Annotated in this window: 19 protein-coding genes; 7 read left to right on the forward strand and 12 right to left on the reverse strand. The window is 68.8% G+C overall.

Annotated elements, in window-relative coordinates:
• Positions 1 to 17 precede the first annotated feature (17 nt).
• The 6 genes from ACSQ3Y_RS26805 to ACSQ3Y_RS26830 all read left to right on the forward strand — a co-directional run bounded on the left by ACSQ3Y_RS26805 (position 18) and on the right by ACSQ3Y_RS26830 (position 5921).
• Positions 18 to 812 (forward strand): ABC transporter permease, encoded by a 795-nt coding sequence (locus ACSQ3Y_RS26805; protein WP_057202073.1) that lies wholly within the window; start codon positions 18 to 20, stop codon positions 810 to 812.
• A gap of 4 nt (positions 813 to 816) precedes the next feature.
• Positions 817 to 1128 carry a (2Fe-2S)-binding protein gene (locus ACSQ3Y_RS26810; protein ID WP_057202072.1) on the forward strand — a complete coding sequence of 104 codons (312 nt, stop codon included), beginning with the start codon at positions 817 to 819 and terminating at the stop codon, positions 1126 to 1128.
• Positions 1125 to 2522: an NAD(P)/FAD-dependent oxidoreductase gene (locus tag ACSQ3Y_RS26815; protein WP_057268425.1), complete on the forward strand. Its 1398-nt coding sequence runs from the start codon at positions 1125 to 1127 to the stop codon at positions 2520 to 2522. Before ACSQ3Y_RS26810 ends, ACSQ3Y_RS26815 begins: the two co-directional genes overlap by 4 nt.
• Positions 2519 to 3691, forward strand: a complete 1173-nt coding sequence (locus ACSQ3Y_RS26820; RefSeq protein WP_057268424.1) for an NAD(P)/FAD-dependent oxidoreductase — start codon at positions 2519 to 2521, stop codon at positions 3689 to 3691. The genes ACSQ3Y_RS26815 and ACSQ3Y_RS26820 overlap by 4 nt, the downstream gene beginning before the upstream one ends.
• A 51-nt stretch (positions 3692 to 3742) precedes the next feature.
• Entirely contained in the window at positions 3743 to 4810 is a 1068-nt protein-coding gene (locus ACSQ3Y_RS26825) for an ABC transporter substrate-binding protein (protein ID WP_427999661.1), read from the forward strand.
• Between the two features lie 184 nt (positions 4811 to 4994).
• The gene (locus tag ACSQ3Y_RS26830; protein ID WP_436179405.1) at positions 4995 to 5921 is read left to right on the forward strand and encodes a c-type cytochrome; all 927 of its coding nucleotides are present in this window, start codon (positions 4995 to 4997) and stop codon (positions 5919 to 5921) included.
• A 10-nt stretch (positions 5922 to 5931) separates the two neighbouring features.
• Here the strand turns inward: ACSQ3Y_RS26830 and ACSQ3Y_RS26835 are convergent, their stop codons facing one another.
• The 5 genes from ACSQ3Y_RS26835 to ACSQ3Y_RS26855 form a co-directional block, all read right to left on the reverse strand.
• The gene (locus ACSQ3Y_RS26835) at positions 5932 to 6666 is read right to left on the reverse strand and encodes a cupredoxin domain-containing protein (protein ID WP_235514439.1); all 735 of its coding nucleotides are present in this window, start codon (positions 6664 to 6666) and stop codon (positions 5932 to 5934) included.
• 11 nt (positions 6667 to 6677) lie between these two features.
• Entirely contained in the window at positions 6678 to 7115 is a 438-nt protein-coding gene (locus ACSQ3Y_RS26840; RefSeq protein WP_057202067.1) for a group I truncated hemoglobin, read from the reverse strand.
• Positions 7116 to 7308: 193 nt separating this feature from the next.
• Entirely contained in the window at positions 7309 to 8241 is a 933-nt protein-coding gene (locus ACSQ3Y_RS26845) for a DUF3034 family protein (RefSeq protein WP_436180177.1), read from the reverse strand.
• Between the two features lie 192 nt (positions 8242 to 8433).
• On the reverse strand, positions 8434 to 9243 hold the full coding sequence (locus tag ACSQ3Y_RS26850; protein ID WP_436179406.1) for an anti-sigma factor: 810 nt from the start codon (positions 9241 to 9243) through the stop codon (positions 8434 to 8436).
• Positions 9244 to 9252: 9 nt separating this feature from the next.
• Positions 9253 to 9828 (reverse strand): RNA polymerase sigma factor, encoded by a 576-nt coding sequence (locus tag ACSQ3Y_RS26855; RefSeq protein ID WP_057202064.1) that lies wholly within the window; start codon positions 9826 to 9828, stop codon positions 9253 to 9255.
• 335 nt (positions 9829 to 10163) lie between these two features.
• Here ACSQ3Y_RS26855 and ACSQ3Y_RS26860 point away from each other — a divergent pair, with 335 nt between their 5' ends.
• On the forward strand, positions 10164 to 10541 hold the full coding sequence (locus tag ACSQ3Y_RS26860) for a c-type cytochrome (RefSeq protein WP_436179407.1): 378 nt from the start codon (positions 10164 to 10166) through the stop codon (positions 10539 to 10541).
• A 12-nt stretch (positions 10542 to 10553) separates the two neighbouring features.
• Here ACSQ3Y_RS26860 and ACSQ3Y_RS26865 read toward each other — a convergent pair whose 3' ends face one another.
• The 7 genes from ACSQ3Y_RS26865 to ACSQ3Y_RS26895 form a co-directional block, all read right to left on the reverse strand.
• Positions 10554 to 11483, reverse strand: a complete 930-nt coding sequence (locus tag ACSQ3Y_RS26865; RefSeq protein ID WP_427999658.1) for an EamA/RhaT family transporter — start codon at positions 11481 to 11483, stop codon at positions 10554 to 10556.
• Between the two features lie 94 nt (positions 11484 to 11577).
• Positions 11578 to 12741, reverse strand: coding sequence for an alpha-hydroxy acid oxidase (locus tag ACSQ3Y_RS26870; protein WP_427999657.1), 1164 nt, complete (start codon positions 12739 to 12741; stop codon positions 11578 to 11580).
• 97 nt (positions 12742 to 12838) lie between these two features.
• Positions 12839 to 13699: a DMT family transporter gene (locus ACSQ3Y_RS26875; protein WP_436179408.1), complete on the reverse strand. Its 861-nt coding sequence runs from the start codon at positions 13697 to 13699 to the stop codon at positions 12839 to 12841.
• Between the two features lie 88 nt (positions 13700 to 13787).
• Entirely contained in the window at positions 13788 to 16067 is a 2280-nt protein-coding gene (locus ACSQ3Y_RS26880) for a diguanylate cyclase domain-containing protein (protein ID WP_436179409.1), read from the reverse strand.
• Positions 16068 to 16180: 113 nt separating this feature from the next.
• A complete protein-coding gene (gene pbpC / locus ACSQ3Y_RS26885) occupies positions 16181 to 18484 on the reverse strand; it encodes a penicillin-binding protein 1C (RefSeq protein ID WP_436180178.1) in 2304 nt (767 codons plus the stop codon).
• A complete protein-coding gene (locus tag ACSQ3Y_RS26890) occupies positions 18471 to 18839 on the reverse strand; it encodes a hypothetical protein (protein ID WP_057268415.1) in 369 nt (122 codons plus the stop codon). The genes pbpC and ACSQ3Y_RS26890 overlap by 14 nt, the downstream gene beginning before the upstream one ends.
• A gap of 37 nt (positions 18840 to 18876) precedes the next feature.
• Positions 18877 to 24846, reverse strand: a complete 5970-nt coding sequence (locus tag ACSQ3Y_RS26895) for an MG2 domain-containing protein (protein WP_436180179.1) — start codon at positions 24844 to 24846, stop codon at positions 18877 to 18879.
• Positions 24847 to 24899: the final 53 nt, after the last annotated feature.

Consider the following 24899-nt stretch of genomic DNA (forward strand, 5'->3'; position numbering starts at 1 on the left):
CCGCAGGAAATCTGACCATGCACAAGAACGGCCCTCTCGCCCTGGCGTTCAACGCCCTCGTCATCGCCTTCATGCTCGCGCCCCTGGTGGTCGTGTGCGTGGTGGCCTTCACGCCCGAAAACACGCTGACCCTGCCGACCACCGAGTTCTCGCTGCGCTGGTTCAGGGCGGTGTTCGAGCACCCCGACTTCGTGCAGTCGTTCTGGAACAGCCTGTGGCTGGCGCTCGCATCGGCCACGCTGGCCACGGTGCTGGCCGTGCCTGCGGGCATTGCCATCACGCGCTACGATTTTCCTGGGCGCGGCTTTCTCAACGGGCTGTTCCTCTCGCCGCTGATCATTCCGCACCTGGTACTGGGCGTGGCCCTGCTGCGCCTGTTCGCGCTGGTGGGCGGCACGGGCAGCTTCGGCTGGCTGGTGCTGGCGCATGCGCTGATCGTCACGCCCTACACGCTGCGCCTGGTGGTGGCGGCGCTGGTCGGGTTCGACCGCAGCGCCGAGCACGCGGCACTCTCGCTCGGTGCCAGCCAGGCCACGGTGTTCACGCGCATCACGCTGCCGATGATCCTGCCGGGAGTCACCGGCGGGTGGCTGCTGGCCTTCATCAACAGCTTCGACGAGGTGACCATGTCGATCTTCGTCACCTCGCCGAGCACGGTGACGCTGCCGGTGCGCATGTACATGTACGCCACCGAATCCATCGACCCGCTGATGGCTGCCGTGTCGGCCCTGATGGTGGCCGTGACGGCCTTCGCCATGGTGCTGCTGGACCGCGTCTACGGCCTGGACCGCGTGCTGGTGGGGCGCAAGTAAGCCCATGGCCACGACGACCTCCCCTGCATTGCCACTGCTGCGCCGCGTGGCCGAAACCGCGCGCAAGGCCGTGCCTTTCATGCTCGATGGCCAGCCGGCCAGCGCCCTCGAAGGCGACACCGTGCTAACCGCCATCCTCACCTTGCAGGCGCGTCTGCGCCACAACGAGTTCAGCCACGAGCCGCGCGCCGGCTTTTGCATGATGGGCGCCTGCCAGGACTGCTGGGTGCAGACCGACAGCGGCGAGCGCCTGCGCGCCTGCGCCACCTTCATCGCGCCGGGCATGGCCCTGCGCACCGGGGAAGGCGCGGCATGAGCAACCCCACCCTGCAGGCCGTGATCGTGGGCGCAGGCCCCGCCGGCATACGCGCCGCGCAGACCCTGGCCGCGCATGGCGTGCGCCCCGTGCTGCTCGACGAAGCGGCGCGTGGGGGCGGCCAGATCTACCGGCGCCCACCCGCGCACTTCCAGCGTCCGGCGTCGGCCCTGTACGGCACCGAAGCCGCGCGCGCCACCGCCGTGCATGCCGCGCTCGACGGCATTGCGGACCAGATCGACTACCACCCCGACAGCCTGGTCTGGAACGCCCAGGGCGGTTTCCTCGACGTGCTGCACGGCACCACGCAGACCACGCGCAGCGTGCCCTACCGCCAGCTCATCGTGGCCAGCGGCGCGGCCGACCGGGTGCTGCCCGTGCCGGGCTGGACGCTGCCCGGTGTCTACAGCCTGGGCGGGGCGCAGGTGGCGCTCAAGTTCCAGGGCTGCACCATCGGCAGCCGGGTGGTGCTGATGGGCACCGGGCCGCTGCTGTACCTGGTGGCCTACCAGTACGCACGCGCCGGCACCACCGTGGCAGCCGTGCTCGACACTGCGCGCCTGGCCGACCAGGTGGCCGCCGTGCCGGCCATGCTGACCCAGCCCGCCGTGTTCGCCAAGGGCGTGTACTACGTGGGCTGGCTGCGCGCGCATGGCGTGCCCATCCATACTGGCGTGCGCCCCGTGCGCGTGCTGGGTGACGAACGCGTGGATGGCGTGGTGTGGAGCGACGGTACGCGCGAACACACACTGGCCTGCGACGCCGTGGGCCTGGGCTACGCCCTGCGTTCCGAGACCCAACTGGCCGACCTGCTGGGCTGCCGCTTTGCCTGGGCGCCCCTGCAGCGAGCCCATTTGCCCGAGCGCGATGGCGCCGGCCGCACCAGCGTGGCGGGGGTCTACCTGGCAGGCGACGGCGCGGGCATCATGGGTGCCGATGCGGCCGAGTGGGCCGGCGAGCGTGCCGCCCTGGCCTTGCTGGCCGACCAGGGGGGGTCCGTGGACACCGCCCGCGCCCAGGAACTCGAGGACAAGCTCACCCGTTTGGCGCGCTTTCGCGAGGGGCTGGAGCGGGCCTTTCCCTTCCCCACCGACTGGGCCGCTCAGGCACCCGACGAGCTGGTGGTGTGCCGCTGCGAGAACGTCACGGCCGGCCAGTTGCGCGACACCGTGCGCGAGACCGGCGCCGACGAGATGAACCGGCTGAAGGCGCTGACCCGCGTAGGCATGGGCCGCTGCCAGGGCCGCAGCTGCGGCGTGGCAGCGGCGGAGATCCTGGCCCACGCCACCGGCAAGCCGGTGGAACTGGTGGGCCGGCTGCGTGGCCAGGCACCGATCAAGCCGATTCCCATCCACCTGCAGGCCGCCAGCCAGCACACCGGAGCCGCTGCATGAGCGCCGCCGCACCCCACCTGACCAGCAACCCGCGCCTGATGGACACCGACGTGGCCATCGTCGGCGGCGGCATCGTGGGCGCCTCGGCGGCACTCGCACTGCGCCGCCGGGGCGTGGACGTGGTGCTGCTCGAACGCGACCTGTGCGGCTCGCGCTCGAGCGGCGTGAACTACGGCGGCGTGCGCCGCCAGGGCCGCCCCCTGAGCCAACTGCCGCTGGCACAGCGTGCCCACGAAATCTGGGGCCGCCTGCCCGAACTGCTGGGCACCGATGGCGAGTACCAGCGCACCGGCCATTTCAAGATCGCGCGCAGCGAGGAGGACCTGGCTGCGCTGGAGCGCTACGAGGCCATGAGCCGCGACTACGGCCTTGGTATCGAGCTGCTCTCGGGCCAGGGGCTGCGCGAGCGCTGCCCCTGGCTGGGCGGCAAGGCCGTGGGTGGATCGCTCTGCCGTGAGGACGGGCAGGCCAACCCGCGCCTGGTGTCCCCCGCGTTCGCACTGGCCGCCCGGCGCGCGGGCGCCCATATCTTCGAGCGCACGCCCTTGACCGAGGTGGAGCACGACGGCCGGCAGTTCGTGCTGCGCTCGGGCTCCGCGCTCACGGTGCGTGCGCCCGTGCTCATCAACTGTGCAGGCGCCTGGTCGGGCCCGCTGGCCACCCAGTTCGGCGAGGCCGTGCCACTGCAGTCGGGCCACCCGGCCATGGCCGTGACCGAGCCCCTGCCCTTCTTCATGCACTGGAGCCTGGGTGTGGAGGGCGGCAGCATCTACTGCCGGCAGGTGGCACGCGGCAACCTGGTGCTGGGCGGCGGTTCGGGCGTTGGCCTGGATGCGGACCGTGCACGCTCGGAGCGCAGCGCCATCGCGGCGCTGGCGGTGCAGGCCATCGAGCTGCTGCCGGTGCTCAAGCACGCACATTTCATCCGCACCTGGAGCGGCACCGAGGGCTACCTGCCCGACCGCCAGCCCGTGCTCGGCAAGAGCCACACCACGCCCGGCCTGCTGCACGGCTTCGGCTTTGCGGGGGCGGGCTTTCAGATCGGCCCGGCTGCCGGTGAAGTGCTGGCCGACCTGGCCCGCGACGGCCGCAGCAGCACACCCACCGACGCCTTTTCCATCGGGCGCTTTTTCCCTGCCAGCGCCCCGGCAGCCGCTGCTGCCCATTGAGTTTCGATCCCCTGACCGCTACCCTTCCAACACCCTGAAAGGAAAGACCCCATGACCTCTTCTCGCCAGACCTCTTTTGTGCGCCGTGCGCTGCTGACAACAGCCGCGGCGGCTGCGCTGGCCGCCAGCGGCATGGCCGGTGCCCAGACGAAAACGATCTACATCGGCATGAACGGCGGCACCATGGAGAAGGCGTACACGCAGTACGTCTTTCCCGCGTTCGAGAAGCTGCATGGCGCCAAGGTGGTGGTGGTGCCGGGCACCTCGTCGGACATCCTGGCCAAGGCGCAGGCCAACAAGGACAGGCCGCAGATGCACGTGATGTTTCTTGACGACGGCATCATGGTGCGCGCCATGGGCATGGGCCTGTGCCAGAAGCAGCGGCCCAACCCCCACCTCAATGAGATCTACCCCGCCGCCCGCTTCAAGGACGACCTGGCCAGCGGTGTGAGCCTGGGCATGACGGGCATCGCCTACAACACCAAGATGTTCACCGAGAAGGGCTGGGCGCCACCGACCTCGTGGATGGACTTCGCCGATCCCAAGTACAAGGGCAAGGTGGTGTTCCAGTCCATGCCCTCCTCTTCCTTCGGGCTGCATGGCTTTCTGATGTTCAACCGCATTCAGGGCGGCAACGACAAGAACGTGGAGCCCGGCTTCAACAACTGGGCCAAGACCATCGGCCCGAACGTGCTCGAGTACATCCCGAGCTCGGCCAAGATCTCCGAGATGGTGCAGACCGGCGAGGCAGCGATGTTCCCGCTGACCCCCACGGCCGTGGCCGCGCTCAAGTCCAAGGGCATCCCGGTGGAGTACGCGCAGCCCAAGGAAGGCTCGGTGGTGCTGATGGTGGGCCAGTGCGTGATCGCCAACAACAGCGAACCCGAGCTGGCGCAAAAGCTTGCCGAGTTCCTGCTGAGCCCGCTGGCCCAGGCCAACGTGCTGCAGTTCGGCGCGCAGATCCCCACCAACCCCAAGGCCCCGGCCGTGGGCGAAGGGGCAGCGCAGGTGGCCCAGATCAGCCAGTGGATGAAGAATGCCGTGACGCTGGACTGGGACAGCGTGAACGCCAACCGGCCCGCCTGGAACGCGCGCTGGAACAAGAACATCGAGCGCTGATCGGCGACTGCGGCAGGGGATCCTGGTCGCGCGGCAACCTGGTGGGGCCACGCGATCCGGGCATCCGTGACAAAAGTCACCCAGCCTGCCGACACCTCTGGCGCGCGATGCGCCAAACAGCCTGCAGGAATTCAGAATCCGCTCCATCGAGTTTCTGAGCTCATTCCTACAAGGCTTCCCCACCATGAAACGCTGGATGAAATGGACGGCTGGCAGCGCCCTGGCACTGGGCGTGCTGGTTGCCGCCACGGCCGCCACCGGCCTGTACCTGGCCGAGCAAAAGCGCAACCGCTACATCGACATCAAGCCGCGCCCCGTGGCCTACACCACCGAGGCGCAGACCATCGAGCGCGGGCGCTACCTGTTCACCTCGCGCGGCTGCACCGACTGCCATGGCGCGCAGGGCACGGGCCGCGAGTTCGTCAACGATGGCAGGGGCACCCGGCTGGCCGGCCCCAACATCACGCCGGCCGGCGTGGTGGCGCGCTACCAGCCCGAGGACTGGAACAACGCCATCCGCCACGGCGTCAAGCCCAACGGCCGCCCGCTGCTGGTGATGCCCAGCGAAGACTACAACCGCCTGACCAACGACGACCTGAACGCCCTGGTGTCCTATGTGCGCCAGTTGCCCGCCAAGGAGGGCACGCCCGCTGCCATCGAGCTGCCGCGCCCCGCCTGGGTGCTGTACGGCCTGGGCGTGATTCCCGACGCGGCCTCGCGCATCGACCACCACCAGGCGCCCTCGCGCCCCGTGCCCGCAGGCGTGACGGTGGCCAACGGACAGTACGTGGCGAACATGTGCATCGGCTGCCACGGCGCCAGCCTGGCGGGCGGCAAGATCCCCGGCGGCCCGCCGGACTGGCCGGCCGCCGCCGACATCCGCCCCGGCAAGGACAGCGCGATGGCCCGCTACCCCACGGTGGAAAGCTTCGTGGCCATGCTGCGCAACGGCAAGCGGCCCGATGGCACGCCGATCCAGGTCATGCCCTTCGAATCGCTGGGCCAGCTCAGCGATGTGGATGCGCGCGCCCTGTATGCCTACCTGCAGGCCCTGCCCGCCGATGGCAGCATGCCCCCACCTCCCGCAGCCGAGGTGGCATTGAACCGGTGAATGGATCCAGTCAGTGCGTGTGCTGCCCCGGCGGCTGCGCCTGGCTGTACGAGCCCATCGGGCCACCCGGTGCGCTGGACGGAGGCGGCGCACGGCGCACGCGAGGTACCACGCTCAGTTGCACCGTGTCGAGCACCGGCGTGGCCAGCACCTGCACGGCCTTGCGCGGCAGGTCCACCAGTTGCTCGGCATGCCACACACGCACCTGGGCCGCGCCCTCCGGCACGCTGGCAAAGCGGGCGATGCCGTTGTCGTCGGTCTTGAGCGTCCAGGCCGAATCGGTCACGAAGATGTGCCCGCGCATGGAACCATGCAGGTGGCAACCCAACAGCACCACGCCTGCAGCGTCGAGCTTTGCGTCGGCAAAGTTGGCGGGCTTGCCATCGGCCTTGCCCGCCAGCCGCAATTCGAAGCCGCTGGCGCCTGGCGCCGCGCTGGCCACGGGCGTGGCGGAGTTGCCGCGCACATGGTGGTCCCAGCGGTCCTGGTTGGTAAAACGCACCGTGGTGCCAGGCACCACCACCGTCACGGCGGGCACGAAGCGCATCTTTTCCTGCTCGATCACCGGGCTGGGCGCCATGAGGGTCGGTGCGGTACCTGCACCGACCGGGGGGTAGACCACCACCACGGCATCGGGCACCGGTTTGCCGTCCCTGTCCAGAACCTGGATCTGCACATTGCCGGCAAGGGCGCCAGTGGCCGCAGCAAAGGCGGCAAAGGCGAGAAGCGCACTTTTCGTCATCATGGGCATCCTCCTCAGCGAACGGTGATCACGTCGCGGTGCATGGGTGCCAGCAAGGCCAGCAAGCGGTTCTGCTGCGCGAAGGGAATACCCTGCGCGTCCATGGAGCCTTGCAGCACCTCGACCAGTGCGTGGAAATGGCCCTTGTTGATGTCCATGTCCGCATGCGCCGATTTCATATCGGCGCCTTCATATTTGCAAGGCCCCCCGCTGAGCTGGCAGAACTGGTCGGTCAGGCTCTCCTTGAGGGCTGCGGGCTTGACGTCCTTGAAATGGGCACCGATGCGCGGGTCTTTCACTACGCGGTCCACGAAGTCATCCACCAGCCGGGTGATGCCGGGCTTTTCGCCCAGCGCCTGGTACAGGCCAGCGGGGGCTGCGGACTGGGCCAGGGCGGGGGCTGCCAGCAGGCTGGCGAAGGCAAGGCCAAAGGCCATCAGGGTCTTTTTCATGGCTGTCTCCAAAACTACCAGGTATCCGTTGTTAAATGTGCTGCACGCCACCCGCGACGCACGAAACTGGCGCGGCCAAGGCCAGTGCCCCCGCGCAAGGGCCGCCCCGCCGCGCTGGGGGCGTCCCCCTCCCGACTCGCGCAGCGAGTCGAGAGAGGGGGAAGGCGCGAAGCGACTCAGGGGGTGTTTCATTTCAAAACGCGGCCTGGGCCGACAGGTAATAGCCCGTCTGGCGCCGGCCCTGGGTAACGCCGGGCACGATGCGGCCCAGGTCCACGTAGGCCAGTGTGAACGACAGGTGCTTGCTCGGGGCCCAGGCCACGAAGAGGTCTTTCCAGTCGTCCTCGCGCAGCCCGGCGCCCAGACCCGCTGAAGCGCCCAGCGCCTGCAGGTCGTTGGGCTTGAAGCGGTATTCAGCCCCTACGGCAACGTTCTTGCTCACCAGGTACGCTACCGAAAACTCGGGCTGCAGGCTGCGGCCGTTCTTGCCGGGCGCGGCAGAGCCGAAGCCCAAAAGCCCGTTCTGGTTGGCATTGGTGGAGCGCAGCGTGGCATTGACCAGCAGGCTCTGGGCCAGGAACAGCTTGGTGGCACTCACGTACAGATCGGTGCCGCTGTCTTTCACACCCAGGAAGTTGTAGACCGACTGGATGGAGCCGGGGCTGGCCCGCTTGTGCTCGATGCCCACCGCGATCTGCGGCATCCAGGTGTCGGCGTCGAGCACGGCGTCGCCAGCGACCTTGACCTTCAGGCCCACCACGTCCATCTTGATGTGCTGGCCCGGCGTGACGCCGAAGGCGGCGACCCCATTGAGCGCGAGTGCTGGCGAGGCATCGAAATCCTGCCGTGCCAGTGACAGTTCGACCCGGTCGTACAAGCCTACCGCCACGCCGTAGCCGGTCAGGCTGTAGTCCTGGGTGCCGACACGCGTGGCGTAGCCGCTGAAGCCGACTTCGCCCTGGGTGGCATTGCTGCCGATCACGGCCCAGGGTGTGAGGCCGCCACCGGCCGAGCCGGCAATGGTGCTGACGCCGCCGGTCAAAAGCAGCTTGCCGGTGTCGGCGCGGGCGGCGCCGGCCACCGCGACAAGGCCGATGCCCAGGCCCAGGGCAAGCGCTCGGGCCATGGGCGAAAGGGAGGAAGGAGGCAGTGTTTTCATCGGGGCGTCTCCGGGGATGTCGGTGCTGTCAGCAGATGTTGCACCTTCCATTACGCACCGTGTTCACGGCTGGATGCAACAAAAAGCATCCGCCCTCAATTTTTGCGGAAAAACCACGCCGCCGCGCCAGCCGCCCAGTCTGCTGGGCCGTCGCGCCGCCTACAGCATGCGCTGGATCAGCTCGCCCTTGAACAGCACAGGCCCCGTGGGGCCGCCCGCGCTGGGCACGCCTCCGCGCGGCTCCAGGCTGATGGCCAGGGCCGGAACCTGGCGCACGTCGGCTTCGCCGGCCGTCAGGTTGAGCAGCTTTTCCTGGCCCAGCACGCCCAGCGAGCGCGGGCCGCCCGCTGGCGGCAACGCCCACAGCTGCAGCGACTTGTCCGCCCCCTCCTGGAAGCCGCCCACGCGTTGCAGCACCAGCTGGTTGTTCTTGGGGTCGAAGGTCACCAGCATGGAGGCGGCGGCCTTGTCATCGGCCAGCACGGCCACGTACTGGATCTGCGGCGCGGCCTGCAGTTGCTGGCGCAGCTCGGCAATCTGGGCACCGCTGCTGGCACGCAGCCCGCCATTGACCTGCACGCCGACCACCACGGCCACCAGCGTGGCAAGGGCCCCCGCTGCCGCGGCGCCACGCCACAGCAGCAGGCTGCGCAGCCAGCCGCCGGGCCCGACAGCTCCTGGCAAGGCCGGCTCCTGGCTCGCCAGGCGCGCGGCCTGCATGGCCTGGGCCTGCCGGTCGGCCTGCACCAGGTTGTCGATGCGTTTCCAGACGGCCGCATCGGGCTGGGCCAGCTCCTGCAATTCAGCCAGGCCCGACCAATGGGTCTGCCACACCAGGGCGGCAGCACGCACCGCCGCGTGCTCGCGGGCCAGGGTTTCGAAGCGGCGGCGTGCGCCGCCGCGCAGGGTGCCCAGCGCGTAGCTCGCCGCCAGGCGGTCGAGCAGTTCGGGGTGTTGGGTAATGTTCATGGTGCCCCCTCAGATGTAACGGGCCATGCACTGGCGCAACTGCTCCAGGCCACGTCGGATCCAGCTCTTCACAGTGCCCAGGGGCAGTTGCAGCTGCTCGGCCAGTTCGCTGTGGCTCTGGTCGCGCAGGTAGGCCAGGCTCACCACCTCGCGCTGCTTGTGTTCGAGCTTGCCCAGGCACTGGTGCAGTGCAAAGGCTTGCTCGCTGGCCTGGGTCACGTCCATGGGGTTGGGCGAATCGCCCTCCAGGGTCTGCGCCATCTCGTCGTCGAACTCATTGGTGAGGTCGCTGCGCTCGGAGCTGCGCTTGCGCAGCGCGTCCAGGGCGCGGCTGCGCACGATCAGCCCCATCCAGGCCATGGGCGGGCTCAGCGAGGCACGGTAGTTGCCCGCACCGCGCCAGATGCTCAAAAATGCTTCCTGCAGCACATCTTCCGCCACGTCGCGGTGGCGCACGATGCGCAGCGCCAGGCCGAACAGCTTGGACGAGGTGCTCTCGTACAAGGCTTTCAGCGCGGAGTCGTCCTGCGCGGCGATGCGGTCAAGGAGGTACATCAGTTCACTGTCTGGGGTGAGGGTGCTCATGCGCCGATTGTGTGGGAAAGGCCGGAAGTCACGTAGGAAGTTCCAGGTGGTCTGCTGTGGATACGCCACAAACCGGCGTCTGGATGCACTGGCGGGCCTTTGTGCCCCCGGAAAAGCGCCACCATGCAGACAGCGCGCACTGGCTGCATCCAATGGGAGGCCTGTTGCGTATAGAGCGGGCAAGGCAAAGGGCGAGGCCTTGCAGCCGCCGCCCCTTCTCCCCATCGACCCGCTTGGCCTCATGAACAACAGCATCCCACCGAACTTCCACGCCCCCTTCACGCCACACCCTGGCATCTTGCAGGGACGCTGCGATGCGGGCTGAGGCGAAAGGGGTGATCGCGGCTTTGGCCGCCAGCGTGCTGTGGATGGCCAGCGCCAGCGCATCCGCCCAATCGGTGGAACGCGGGCGCGCCGTGTACAAAGAACACTGCGCGGGCTGCCACAGCGTGGACGTGCACCGTGAGGGCCCGGCCCACCGGGGCGTGGTGGGCCGCCGTGCTGGTGCCCTCAAGGACTACGAGTATTCACCCGCGCTGCAGAGCAGCAAGCTGCTGTGGACGCGGGCTACACTCAAGGCTTGGCTGACCGACCCCGAGGCCCTGATCCCGGGCCAGGCCATGGACTACAGCCTGGACAACGCGCAGGAGCGCGAAGATGTGGTGGCCTACCTGGCCACGCTGAGGCGGCTGACGGCCGTGCCTGCCCCCTGACATGGAACCCCGCTACCACTGGGCGCAGATGCCCACCAGCCCCGCCAGCACCAGGGCCAAGCCGATGCCTTCGGTGCGCGACAGGCTTTCGCGGAACATGCGGCGCGACACCAGGTAGCTGAACAGCACCTCGACCAAGCCCAGCGTGCGCACGTCCGACGCCGGGCGCATGGCGTAGGCCGTGAACCAGGCAATGGACGCCAGCGCCCCCATGGAGCCCGCCACCACCGACAGCCGCCAGGCACGCGCAATCGCTCCGGCCACGCCGGGCTGGCGCGCCAGCAACCAGCCGCCCAGCACAATGCTTTGCAGCAACTGCGCCCAGAACACGCCCCAGGCGCCGGCCACCCAGGGCGCCACGCCATCGCCCAACGCCAGCGACGCCCCGCGGAACCCCACGCTGGCAAGGGCAAAGCACGCACCCGAGGCCAGGCCATAGGCGACCAGCTTGCTGCCGCCGCCCTCACCGGCCCGCAGCGTGCGCCAGCCGCCCGCAGGCAGCGACAGCAGCACCACGCCCAGCGTGGCGACGGCCATGGCGCCAAAGGCCAGCGGGCCCGGCAGCTCCTGCAGCAGCACGGCCGAGAACAGCGCGACCTGCAGCACCTCGGTCTTGGAATAGGCCACCGCAAGCACGAAGTTGCGCTCCTTCATCGCCAGCAGCAGGAAGGCCGTAGCACCCACCTGCGTCAGCGCGCCCATGACCAGCCAACTTGCATAGGGCAGTGAAAAGTGGGGAACCGGGTAGCCCGCGCCCACCCAGGTGAGCCCCGCCACCCAGGCCGTGGCCAGCGGCAGCCCGTAGAGAAAGCGCACCAGCGTGGCGGCCAACGTGCCCAGCTCGGCAGTGACCGAGCGCTGGGCCGCGTTGCGCGCCGTCTGCGCGAGCGCAGCCCAGAGGGTGAGGGGAATCCAGGCCCAGGCCATCCATGAAAGCGTCATGTGTCGGTTATAGCGCGCTGCCGAGGCGCCCAGCCCACTCCAAAGGACACGGCGGCCATGCAGGCTGGAGAAGGCCCGCGAGCTTGCCGGGCGCCTACACCGGGTACGTGCCCGGCAGCAGGATCGAGCGGTCCACCGTGTTGATGTTGGTATGGCCGCAGAAGGCCATGGTGATATCGAGTTCCTTCTGGATGATCTGCAGCGCGCGGGTCACGCCGGCCTCGCCGAAGGCGCCCAGGCCGTAGAGGAAGCTGCGGCCGATCAGCGTGCCTTGCGCGCCCAGGGCGCGGGCCTTGAGCACGTCCTGCCCGCTGCGGATGCCGCCGTCCATCCAGACCTCGATGTCCTTGCCCACCGCCTGGGCGATGGCCGGCAGCGCGGCGATGGATGAAGGCGCACCGTCGAGCTGGCGCCCGCCGTGGTTGCTGACGATGAGCGCATCGGCCCCGCTGTCCACGGCCAGGCGCGCGTCCTCGGCATCCATGATGCCCTTGAGCACCAGCTTGCCGCCCCAGCGCTTCTTGATCCATTCCACGTCGCCCCAGTTGAGCTGGGGATCGAACTGTTCTGCCGTCCAGGACGACAGCGACGACAAATCGCCCACGCCCTTGGCATGGCCGACGATGTTGCCGAAGCTGCGGCGCTTGGTGCCCAGCATGCCCATGCACCACTGCGGCTTGGTGGCCAGGTTGATGAGGTTGCGCAGGGTGGGCTTGGGCGGGGTGGACAGGCCGTTCTTGATGTCCTTGTGGCGCTGGCCCAGGATCTGCAGGTCGAGCGTGAGCTGCAGCGCCGAGCAGTTGGCGGCCTTGGCGCGGTCGATCAGGCGTTCGATGAAGTCGCGGTCGCGCATCACGTAGACCTGGAACCAGAAGGGGTGGCGGCCGGTGTTCTCGGCAATGTCTTCGAGCGAGCAGATGCTCATGGTGGACAGCGTGAACGGGATGCCGAAGGCCTTGGCCGCACGCGCACCCAGGATCTCGCCATCGGCATGCTGCATGCCCGTGAGGCCGGTGGGCGCAATCGCCACGGGCATGGCCACGTCCTGGCCGAGCATGGTGGTGCGGGTGCTGCGCCCTTCCATGTTGACGGCCACGCGCTGGCGCAACTTGATGCCCTGGAAGTCGGCCGTGTTGGCGCGGTAGGTGCCTTCGGTGTACGAGCCTGAATCGGCATAGTCATAGAACATGCGCGGCACGCGGCGCTGGGCGATGGCGCGCAGGTCTTCGATGCAGGTGATTTTGGACAGGTCAGGCACGGGGTCCCCTTGTTATGAATGCAGCGCATCGTAGCCCCGCCGCAGCCGGGGCAGCATGAAGGCTTTTGCGCGTGCATTGAAATTTTTGCATGGCGGCTCACCGCCGGGCGAGTGCCACGCCAGCGATGGCCACCACAAAGCCCGCGAGCTGGATGGCCGAGAGCGTCTCGCCAAAGATGAACCAGGCCTGCAGCGCCGACAGCGGCGGCACGGCCAGCAGCAGGGCCGTGGTGCGCGTGGCCTCGCCCCGGCGCATGAGCCAGATCAGCAGCGTGGCCCCGCCAATGGACAGCACCAGCACCGAGAACGCCAGGTAGCCCCAAAGCGCGGCCGAATTGTCCCAGTGCGGCTGGCCGACCGCGCCCGCCATGGCCAGCAGCACCGCCACGGCCCCGATGTTCTGCACGGCACTGGCACTGCGCAGGTCGTCGCCCGCGGCCAGCGGCGACTTCTGCACCATGGAACCCAAGGTGAGCGAGAAGATGCTGCCCGCCGCGACCAGCACCACGGGCAGCGACAGCACGCTGGCATCGGCCGCCTGCAGCCGCGGCAGCAGCACCATGCCCACGCCGCCAAAGCCCAGCGCCAGCCCGCCCCAGGTGGTGGGCGACAGGCGCTTGCCCAGCACGGCCACCGCCAGCAGCGCCGTGAACAGCGGCTGCAGCGCACCGATGAGCGACATGATGCCCGCCGCCAGTCCCTGCGACATGGCCCACCAGCTGGGCCCCAGGTACAGCCCGCTCATGAGCGCGCCGGCCAGCAGGTGCATGGCGATGCGCCGCACCCCCTTGGGCCAGGCGGCCCGCACCCAGAGTGCCGCACCGATGAAGGCAACAGCCACACAGGCAAAGCGCAATGCCAGGAACCAGAAAGGGTCTGCATGGCTGGCCACGCCGCGCCCTGCAAGAAAGCCCGTGGACCAGATCAGGACGAACAACACCGGGGCGAGCGCATGCATGGGAGGCACTGAAAAAGCGGACAGAGCCGCCAAGCATAGACGCATGCCGCCCACTGCGCTGCGCAGGCCCCGGCAACGCGCGGGCGCGTCAACCCGGTTCGGGCAGTAGTTGCTTGATCACCCGTGGCTCGGCACCGGGACCCGCGTACAGCATGAACTGCAGGCGGCCGCTACGCTTGGCGGTGTACATGGCGGCGTCGGCGTGCTGCGTGAGCTCTTCGAAGGTGTTGCCATGCGCGGGAAACACGGCGATGCCGCCACTCAAGCCGATGGACAGGGGCTCGCCTGCGAGGTCGAACGGGGTGGCCGCCGTCGCCAGGATCTTGCGCGCCACGCTGCAGGCGCCCTCCACATCCTCCAGGCCCGGCAGCAGCACCACGAACTCATCGCCGCCCTGGCGGCACACCGTGTCCGACTCACGCACGGCGCCTTTGAGGCGCTGGGCGAACTGCACCAGCAGCCGGTCACCCATGTCATGCCCCAGGCGGTCGTTGACGCCCTTGAAGCCATCGAGGTCGATGTACATCACGGCCAGGCTGCGGCCGTCGCGCCGCGCGTGCGCAATCGCCAACTGGGCCCGGTCCTGCAACAGCAGGCGGTTGGGCAGGTCGGTCAGTGCATCGTACTGCGCCAGGTGGGCCATGCGCGCCTGCATGGCCACCGCCTCGGTCACGTCGCGCAGCACGGCCACCGCACCGGTCACCGCGCCGTGGCGGTCGGTGATGGGGCTGGCGGTTTCCTGCACGTCGAAACGCTGGCCCGACGTGCGGTGGTGCACCACGCCGCGCACCGACACCTCCTGGACCACGCCCTGGATGGCCTGGCGCAGCGGACTGGGCATGGGCATGCCGGTGGCGGGATCGTGCAGGCAGACCACGGCGTCGACCTGGCTGCCGGCGGCGTCAAAGGCCTGCCAGCCGGTGAGGCGCTCGGCCACGGGGTTCAGGTAGGTGATGGAGCCCTGCGCGTCGGTGCAGATCACTGCGTCGCCGATGGACTGCAGCGTCAGGCGGATGCGCTCCTTCTCCTCGAACAGCTGCTCCTCCATGCGCTTGCGGTCAGTGATGTCGGTGGTCTGCGAGAAGACGCCGCGCACCACGTGGCCATCCACGTCGGGCACGTAGGAGACGATGGCATGGCGCAGCACCCCGGCCTTGTCGACCATGGTGCACTCGAAAAGCTGGCGCTCACCGCGCAGCGCGCTGCGCAGGAAGGGCTCGCACATGGCGTACAGAGAAGGGCCCAGCAGCTCGCGGCAGTGCCTGCCGCGCAACTGTTCGGCGGGCACACCGAACCAGGTGTCATAGGCACTGTTGGCAAAGCGGTTGTTCAGGTCTGCATCCCAATAGCTCACCAGCGAAGGCAGGTTGTCCAGGATGGTCTGGCGGTCGCGCTCGGCCAGGCGCAGCTCGGCGCTCACGGCCTGGCGCCGCAGAAGTTCACGCACGAAGAGCATGGCCAGCCCTACGCAGCCGGCCATCAGCAGTACCGAGAACACCCCGAGCACCCAGGCGCTGCGGTGCCATTTGGCCAGGACGGTGTCGCTCGACTGCGCCACGTTCACGATCAGCGGGTACGCCCCCACATGCTCCCAGGCCTGCAGCTGGCGCGTGCCGTCGGCGCCAGCCGCATCGACCGCGTCAATACCCACCGCGTCAGCCTGCAGCCGTGCCAGGGCGGCCGTGCCGGCAATGGAGGTGTTCACATCAGCCTGGTGCGGCGGAAAACGCGAGATCAGCAGCCCATCGGTTCGGTACAGGTCCACCCGGCTGCCGGTCCCCAGATCGAGCGAACCGAACAGCCCGTCGAAGTAGCTCAGGCGAATGGCTCCGACCACCACCCCCGCGAAGGAACCGTCTGCGCGGTGGTAGGCCCTCGTCACCGGAAGAATGTACAAGCCGGTGAGGCGCGAGGGCACGGGGCGGCCCACGTGCAACCCCTGGTGGCTGCCTTTGGCAAACACAAGGAAATAGTCCCGGTCGGCAAAATTGGCCTGGCGTGGCTTCAGGGTGGAAGAGTCCAGTACCACGTCGCCCCGGTCATCGACCACCAATACCGATCCCGAGCCCGGCACCTGCAGGGAGTTGTCGAACAGCACACCGTTGCGGATATCGGCGGGCAGCGCCATGACCTCGGGGCGCTCGAGCCCTGCCACTACACCTTTGAGCGACTCGTCGAGCGAGCGGAGAGTGCCGCCAATACTGCGCTCCAGTGTGCTTGCCAGATTGGCGTTGGTGCGGCTGGCGTAGTCCCAACTGTCTTCCCGCATTGTCCAGATCGTTCGGGCAAACAGCAGGCCGATGCCCAGGGACACCAGCAGCGCCAGCCAGATCAGCCTATGGGAGAAAAACTGGCGGGAAAAATGCATGGACAAACTGGCATGGCAAGGGAGGCATTACGCACACCTCCCGGTTAGTTGCAACACAGTGTAACGTTGGCGATAGCCCGCCCATGGCCAGAAAGGCAGGGCTTTCCAGGCACTTATTTGCGCGACAGCACGCCCGCCCCCCGCACTTCGAACTGCAGCGTGTCATGCACCTTGCCATGTGCATCCACCAATTCCAGCTGGTGCCGCCCAGGCCAGGGCGGCCAGGCCCAGCGTGCACCACGCCCCTGCTCGCGCCCGTCGATGCGCCAGCGCAGGTCGCGCCCACCACTGGCCACGAACTGCAGGCGCTGGCGGTCGGGGGGGATGTCGGGATCGAGCGCAATGATCGTGCCCGGCACCGGCGCCAGGATCCGCGCCGAGGGATCGTCGGCGGCCTCCACCGCTGCTGCAGGCAAGGCCCGGGAAGGTTTGGCGCCGCGTCTGGCGACCACTGGTTCGTCGGTGGGCCCCAGGTCGATGGCGAAGCGCGCCTGCTGGGTACCGGGGACGAACCATTCCTGGCGCGCGGCCTCCAGCGGCAGCGATGCCGCAGCCCCCGCCGCACTCCCCTGCGCAGCCTGCAAGGCGCCGAACTGCACGGCCTGGCGCACCAGGCCCTTGGGAGCCGCTGGCGCGTGGCTGGGTTCGCGCGCATGCAGGAAGCCCATCACTGCGGCCCAGATGGGTGCCGCGCCGCTGGTGCCACTCACGTCATGCATGGCGGCGCCGCTGGCGTTGCCGACCCACACGCCCACGGTGTAGCGCTCGGACCAGCCCACGGCCCAGTTGTCGCGCATGTCCTTGCTGGTGCCGGTCTTCACGGCCGACCAGAAGCGCGTGGCGAGCACGCTGTCGGTGCCGAAGGTGCGCGAGCGCGCATTGCCGTCGGCCAGGATGTCGCCCACGATGAAGGCGGCGCCGGCATCGATGGCCCGCACCGGCGCAGCGCCGGGCTGTGCGGGCCACACGCGCACGGAGCCCCGGCTGCCGCCATTGGCCAGGGTGCGAAAGGCGTTGGTCAGGTGCAGCAGCGGCACCTCGGGGCTGCCCAGGGCAAGGCTGTAGCCGAAGTAGTCACCGCTCTCGCGCAACGGCAGGCCCAGGGCGCCGAGCTGGCGGTGGAAGGCATCGGGCGTGACCATGACCAGCGTGCGCACGGCCGGCACGTTGAGCGAGGCGGCCAGCGCCGTGCGCGCCGAGACCCAGCCCTTGAACTGACGGTCGTAGTTCTGCGGGATGTACAGGCCGCTGGCGGTGGCGATGTGCGCGGGCGAGTCGTCCACCAGCGAGGCCGCGGTGAGCCGCCGCTCTGCAATGGCCTGGGCGTACAGGAAAGGCTTGAGCGTGGAGCCCGGCTGGCGCAGGGCCTGCACGCCATCGACCTCGCCGGCCTGGCTCAGTTGCCCCGACGAGCCCACCCAGGCGAGCACGGCGCCCGTGGCGTTGTCGAGCACCAGCACCGCACCGTCCTCGACGTTGCGGCCCTGTAGCTCGCGCAGGTGCTGGGCCAGCGTCTGCACGGCAAAACGCTGCAGGGGCGCCCGCAGGGTGCTGGCCACCCGTTCAGGCACGGGGGCCGCGCCCGGCACGGCCTGCTGCTGGCGCAGCAGGTAGCGGGCGAAATGGGGCACAATGCCCTCGCTGGCGTCGAAGGCCCGGCGCTGCAGGGCCGCGGTGACGAACAGGTCCAGCGCATCGCAGTCCACGCGCACCGCGGGCTGACCGGGGCGCTGCTGCAGGTCGCGCAGCACGCCGCAGGCCCGCTGCGACACGAGTGCAGGCCGGGCATTGGGGGCGCGCACCAGCGCAGCGGCCACGGCCGCCTCGCGGTCATCGAGCCCGTGGGCGGCCTTGTCGAACAGGGTGCGGCTCAGCGCATCGATGCCCACCAGCTCGCTACGAAACGGCACCAGGTTGAGGTAGGCCTCCAGCACCTGGTCCTTGCGCCAGCGGCGGTCCAGCACCTGGGCGGCCACCGTCTGGCCGAGCTTTTGCACCACGCTGCGCCCGCCCGGCCCCTGGCGCCAGTCGCCGTCGAGCAGGCCGGCCAGCTGCATGGTGATGGTGCTGGCACCGCGTGTGCGCTGGTTCCACAGGTTGCCCCAGGCCGCCGCCGATGCCGCGCGCCAGTCCACCCCGCTGTGCTCGTAAAAGCGCTTGTCCTCGCTGAGCACCAGGGCCGCGCGCAACGCGGGCGATACATCGGCCAGCGGCACCCACTGGCCCCGGCGCACGGTGGCATCGGTGCGCAGGCGCTGGACGACCTCACCCTCCTGCGAGAGGACCAGGGTGTCCGAGGGTTTGAAGTCCTGGCGCACCTCGGCGAAGGTGGGGATGGCGTGGGCAGGCAGCGCCACTGCGGCCGCCAAGGCCAGCGCCAGACGGCGCCACCACAGGCATGCTTCACGCACCGGGATGCTCCCGTTCAAAACGCTTTTCCGCTTCGGTCAGGTGGTGCAGCAGCACGTGCGAGATCAGGTTCACGCCGATCCCCCCGAACACCACGGGGAGCACATACAGGGCAATCGACAGTTCGGAGAGAAACACCGCATCGTCGGCCATCGAGGGGGTATGCCGGGCCAACGCCGCAAGGCTTTGCAGCAGGTAGACGTCGACCCCGGCAATCAGCACCAGTGCAATGCCAAAGCCCAGCACCGCCAGGCGCGAGATGGCGCGGGTACGCAGCAGCGCCGCATAGATGCCCGCAGGCAGCACCAGCGAGAAGACCACCAGCACCCAGAACCGCAGCTCCACGAAGACGCTGGCGTTCATGGCCCGGGCCTGCGTGGTGGCGCTGCAGTACGAAGTGTCACTTGGCGGCCTCCACCTTCACGCGGGCGTTGGGGAACTCGCCGAACATTTCGGGCGCGTACATGGCCTCCACGCGGCTCGGGGGCAGCGCGAAGTCGCCCACGTTGTTCAGGCGCACCGTGTACTCCATCTTGACCGTGCCCTTGGGCAGGTACTGGTAGTAGCTGCGGAAGGACTCGAAGCTGCGCTCCTCGAACGCCGGCCAGCCGCTGCCGCTGCGCTTTTCACCCTGCGTAGCGATCTCGGAATCGCGGCCCAGGCCGCTGCCCAGGATGGTGGCGCCACCGGGCACCGGGTCGGTGATGGCGACCCAGGTCATGTCGGCGCTGGCGTTGACCTCCAGGGTCACGCGCAGCACGTCGCCGCGCGTGTACTGGCCGGCAGGCAGCGACTTGTTGGCCTGCTCCACCGGGGTGATGGTCTTCTTGATGGCGTAGCCGGCAGCAAATGGGGCCTTGAGCTGGATGGCCGCCACCGATTGCAGCGTGAGCCAGGGCTTGCCCGAGCCCTGGTGGGCCACGGAGAGGCTCTCCTTGCCACCCGCTGCCGCCCAGGGCAGGAACATGCTGTTGTTGCGCAGGTTGCCGGGGGCCGCCGGTGCGCCGAACCAGGTGGTCTGGTGCGCTGCACCGCTGGCGTCAGAGGTCTTGATGCGCTCGACCTTGCTCCAGTCCACGCTGGCGCTGTTGGCCCCCAGGCTGGCCTTGGTGTTGCCCGCGACCGGCGTGGCCTCGAACTTGGCCGAGAACTTCTCCAGCGCCAGGCCGCCCCAGAGGTTGGCCGTGGTGGTGTGCCAGGCACCGCCCTGCTGGCGGCTGATGAAGCCGTTGGCCAGGCGGCCCATGTCGTCCTTCCAGGTCGGATCGTCCATCACGGCCAGCATCAGGCGGGCAGTATTCACGTCGCCGTTCTGCATCAGCCACCACCAGTAGTCGTCCTGCTCGGTGCTGAAGATCAGCTTGGTTCCCTGGAAGGACAGGCGGCTGCGCAGGACCTGCATGGCTTCGGCCAGGCGCTTGTCGCGCTCGGGCACGTCGGCCACGCGGCGCAGCACGTTGACCCAGTCGATCACCGAGTGCGTGGGCCACTGGTTGGGCGCCACGGTGATGCTGCTGACCATGCGGCCCTGGGCCTTGCCGTAGCGCGACAGGGCCTCGATGGCGGCCAGCTTGCGCATGTCCAGGTCCTTGCGCGGGCTCCAGAACTCGCGCTGGATACGGCCCTCGACGAAGGCGATCAGGCCGCGCTCCATGGGTGCACGCGCTTCATCGGGCAGCGCGAAGGCCGGGTCGATGCTGCTGGCCTCGTGCGTGGCCGCCAGCAGATAGGCCGTCAGGGTGTCGCTGCCGCGGTTAGCATCGCCGTCGCGCGGCGGGAAGTAGTTGGCCAGGCCGTCGCTGTCCAGGTAGGTGGGCAACTGGGCCACCACGGTCTGCCACAGCTTGCCGTCGCGCATGCCCACGGCCTTGCTGGTCTTTTGCTCCAGGCAGATGAAGGGGTAGTTGGCCCACCAGTCGCGCACGCCGGGCAGGCCTTCGGCCAGCTTGGGCTGCAGCGACATCTTCAGGCCGCCACGGCCGGGCAGTGCGTCGGCCGGAGGGTTCACGTCGAGGTTGAAGCTGTCGTCCACCTGCAGCAGCGTGGCCTGCTGCACCGTGAGCGGGATCGCCGGGATGATGCGCTGGCGCGCCTTGAGCGCATCGCGCGCGCCACTCACCGTATCCTTGGCATCGATCTCCCAGAGGATGGCTTCGGAGCGGGTCTGCGCCAGCTGCGCCGGGGCGGTCACGTTCCAGGCCACCTCGCGCGACTCGCCGGCGGGGATGTCGATGGTCTGGGGCTTCACATCCAGCAGCGTGGCGCGGGGCGACACCTCGACCTTCATGGCCGCCTTGGTGGTGTTGCGCAGCGTGAGCTGGGCGCGGAACTGGTCGTCCTCACGCACCAGCGGCGGCAGGCCGCTGATGATCTGCAGGTCCTGCGTGGCACGGATGCTGGTGCTGCCGGTGCCGAACAGGCCCACCGAGGCGTCGGCCACAGCGACGATCTTGAAGGTGGTGAGGGCGTCGTTCAGGGGCACCGTCACCTTGGCCTGGCCATTGGCGTCGAGCTTGAGCGCGGGCTCCCACAGCAGCAGGGTCTCGAGCAACTCGCGCGTCTGCGCACGGCCGCCACCGCCGCCGGCGGGCACGGCCTTCTTGCCGTAGTGGCGCCGGCCGATGATCTCCATCTGCGCGGTGGAGGTCTGCACGCCCCAGCTGCGCCGCTGCAGCATGGATTCGAGCAGGTTCCAACTGGTGTTGGGCATCAGCTCCAGCAGCGCCTGGTCCACGGCGGCCAGGGCCACCTCGGCGTTGGCGGCGGGCTTGCCATTGGGCAAGGTGGCGGTGATGGTGACCTGCGCCTTGCCGCGCACCGGGTAGCTCTCCTTGTCGGCCACGACCTTCACGTCGATCTGGTGGGCCTTGGTGCCCACACGGATCTCGGCCAGGCCCAGGCGGAAGGCGGGCTTGGACAGGTCCACCATGGCCGTGGGGGCCTGGTATTCCTTGCCCTCGTACCAGAACGAGTTCCACCACTCGCGTGGCGACTTGAAGCCCCAGGTGAAGAAGCTGTACCAGGGCACCTCGCGCAGGCGCCCGCGCAGGGCCAGCACGCTCACGTAGACATTCGGGCCCCAGCCCTCTTCGATCTTGAGCTCGATGGTCGGATCCTGCCCGTTGAGCTGCACCACGCGGGTGTCGATGATGCCCTCGCGCTCCACGGCCACCAGGGCCGTGGCAAAGCGGAACGGCATGCGCACCTGGAACTTGGCGGTGTCGCCGGGCTGGTAGCTCTTCTTCTCGGGCAGCAGGTCGATGCGGTCGTGGTCCTCACCGCCGAACCACAGTTCGCCCTGGCGCGTGACCCAGACCGAGGACGCGGCCTCGCTGGTGTTGCCCTCGCGGTCGCTGGCGATCGCCACCAGTTCCACCTCGCCGGCCTCGTCGAGCTTGGATTCGCACAGCAGCAGGCCGCGGCTGTCGCTCTTGCCGCTGCACACGGTGCCCAGGTCCTTGGTCTCGGTCTGGTTGTCGTAGCTGTAGAAGCCGCCCACCATGCGCTTGCGCGTGGTGGTGGTGATGCGCGCCGTGGCCTTGACCTGCAGGGGCACGTCGGCCGCGGCCGACCCGTTGTGCTGCAGTGCCAGCGCCTGGAAGCGGATCTTCTGCTGGGCAGAGACCCAGCCTTCGGTCTTGATGCCGGCCACCACGCCCGCAGGCCACACGGTCTGCGTGCTGCGCAGGGTCTGCACTTCGCCATTGGGGTCGGCGTAGGTGGCCTCCATCACCAGGTCCTGGGGCTGGCGCCCCTGGGGCACGTTGTCGATGGTGACCTTGCCGGCGCCATTGCGGTCCAGCGTCACGGGCAGCTTGTCGGCGATCACGCGGCTGTCCTGGCTGGCTGCAGCCTCTTCATCGTCGCTGTTGCCGTTGCTCGACTGGCCGCGCTTGCGCGGCGGGTTGAAGCTGAAGGCGTCGTAATCGTTGTACTGCAGGGACTTGCCGCGCACCATGGCCGACACGCGCACCGGCAGGTTGGCCGCGCCGCCGCCGGCCACGTAGTTGATCTGCACGTCGGTGGGCACGGAGCGCACGCGCACCAGGGCCTTCTTGTCAGCGGGGGCAATGCGGCCTTCGAGCACCGGCAGGCGGAATTCCTCCACCCGGAACTGGCCGGTGGAAAGGCTGCGTTCATTGCCGGCGTCGGAGCGCAACTCCACCGAGTACACGCCGAGCTTGGCGGCCGGTGGCACGGCAAAGGTGTTCTGCGCGCTCAGGCCGCCCGTGGCCGTGGTGCGCCAGACCAGGGGTTGCGTGTACTGCTGGCCACTGCCGATGTGGGTGATCACCAGCGTCTCGGGCCGGGTGTCGGACACCGCGAAGCCCTTGCGCGTTTCACTGCGCAGCAGGTGCTTCATCGACACCGTCTCGCCGGCGCGCAACAGCGTGCGGTCGAAGATGGTGTGGGCGCGCTCGTTGGGGTTGGCTTCGCTGCTGGTGGGCACGTTGAAGCGCCAGGGCTCGATGCCGCGCTGCCAGTCGGTCCAGGTGAAGGCCATGTCCTCCACGTTGTCGGTGCCCTTGCTGCGCGCGCTGACGAAGTAGGAGCGCTCGCCGTCCTCGCCGCACTGCTCGGGTTCGGGCGACAGGCCTTCGATGCTGGCCACGCCCTGGGCGTTGGTGGTGCCGGTGGCCAGTTCCTTGCCGGTGCAGTCGGACACGCGCACTGTGGCGCCGGCCACGGGCTGGCCCTTGTCCAGGCTGGTCACCCAGGCCAGCGCGTTCTCGCGGCCGAGCTTGAAGTGCACGCCCAGGTTGGTCACCAGTGCCGAGGTGCGCACGTACATGGTGCGGGCGTCGCCATGGCGCTCGTCCAGCAGCGAAGTGCCGAGCTTTTGCGAGGCGATCTCCACCACGTGGAAGCCGGGCGTGAGCGGAATGCCCACCACCTCGAAGGGGCGCGGGTCGTTGCTCGCGGGCTTGGGCAGGTCCAGCGTCTTCACACCGCCCTGGCCGCCCAGCAGCGAGACCATGCGCGACTGCACGTAGTCGCGCTCGTTGTCGATCACCTTGGGCAGCGGGCCCTTGGTGTCGCGGCGCGCTTCCTTGCGGTCGATGTTGTAGTTGTCGTAGCGCTTGACCTTGCGGAACCAGGCAATGATGTCCGAATCGCTCGTGGGGCGCAGGGTGCTGACCTTGCCGGCAGGAGCAGCCGGTGTGCCGGTGCCCGCCTGCAGGCCCTGCACCTTGAGGGCGGCCTCCACGTTGCGCAGGGTCACGGGCAGCAGTGCCGGGCCTTCGGGGCCTTCGGCGAAGCGCTCGACGATGCCGAAGGGTGCGGCCGCAAACTTGGCCAGTGGCGGCATGCCGCCCGTGGCCACCTTGAGCGGGAAGCTGTCGGCATTGCGCAGCGTGCGGCCCGAGGCATCCTTGAGGTCGTTGGGTAGCTCGATGGTGAACGGGGTGTTCTCAGCCAGCGGGGCGGCGAACTGCACGCTGTTGACCAGGGCATCGGGGTTCTTGTCCTCGTCGGCGCCGCCTTCCAACTGGGGCTTGATCGTCTCCTTGGCCGATTTCAGGCGGATCGCGGCCGCCAGTTTGCGTGGCAACGGGGCGTTGAATGTCAGGGACAGGGGGCGGATGGGCAGGCAGGCGGCCTGCGCGTTCTCGCGTTCGCAGTTGAATTCGGCCGAGAAGGGCTCGCGCACCTTGTAGTCGAAGCGCTTTTCCACCGCGTTGGCCACACCGCTCGGCGTGGCCACGCCCTTGCCGAAGACGAACTGCACGCGCGAACCGGAGCTCAGGCGCCGGTTGCAGGCCAGGCTCACGTACTGCAGCGGCTGCTGCGCGGCACGCTTGTCCAGGCCCAGGGACTTGAGGATCTCGTCGCGCTGGCTGCCTTCGATGAGGCGCACGGGCACCTTCTCGCCCACCCCTTCGAGCGTGCACCAGGTGTTGGCCCTGATGCTCTCGAGCGTGGCCGGACCGTTGAGCTGCAGCACGAAGACCTGCTCTTCGTCGATCTCCTGGTAGGTACCGGGGCGCATGTTCTGCACGAACGGCCCACCGGTGTTGAACTGGAAGCTGGTGGGCCCGGTCAGCGCCGCGCCTGAGGCCGACTTGAAGCCCGCCTTGACCGCAGCGGTGCAGCGCACGCCGGGGGGCAGGTCGTTCTCGAAGTCGAAAACCCACTCCTTCTCGCCTGTCCAGCGGCCGTTGCCCTTGGTGGCGGCAGCGTCGCTGCAGCTGAGGGTCAGCGGGGCTGGGGCCTTGGGGTCGCCGAAATTGACGGCGGCCGCGTCGAACTTGGCCACCATCTGGCGCACACGGGCGACTTCACCCTGGGGGGACAGGCTCGTGATCTGCAGGGCATGGGCCGACCCCATTGCGGCCACGGTGGCCAGCAGCAGGCCGGCGGCAAACATCCAGTTCTTGGCTTTCACGCGATCCCCTCCAAAGGAACTGGCAAGCGTAACAA

Source organism: Acidovorax sp. LjRoot66 (assembly GCF_964253305.1).
Lineage (GTDB): Bacteria > Pseudomonadota > Gammaproteobacteria > Burkholderiales > Burkholderiaceae_C > Acidovorax.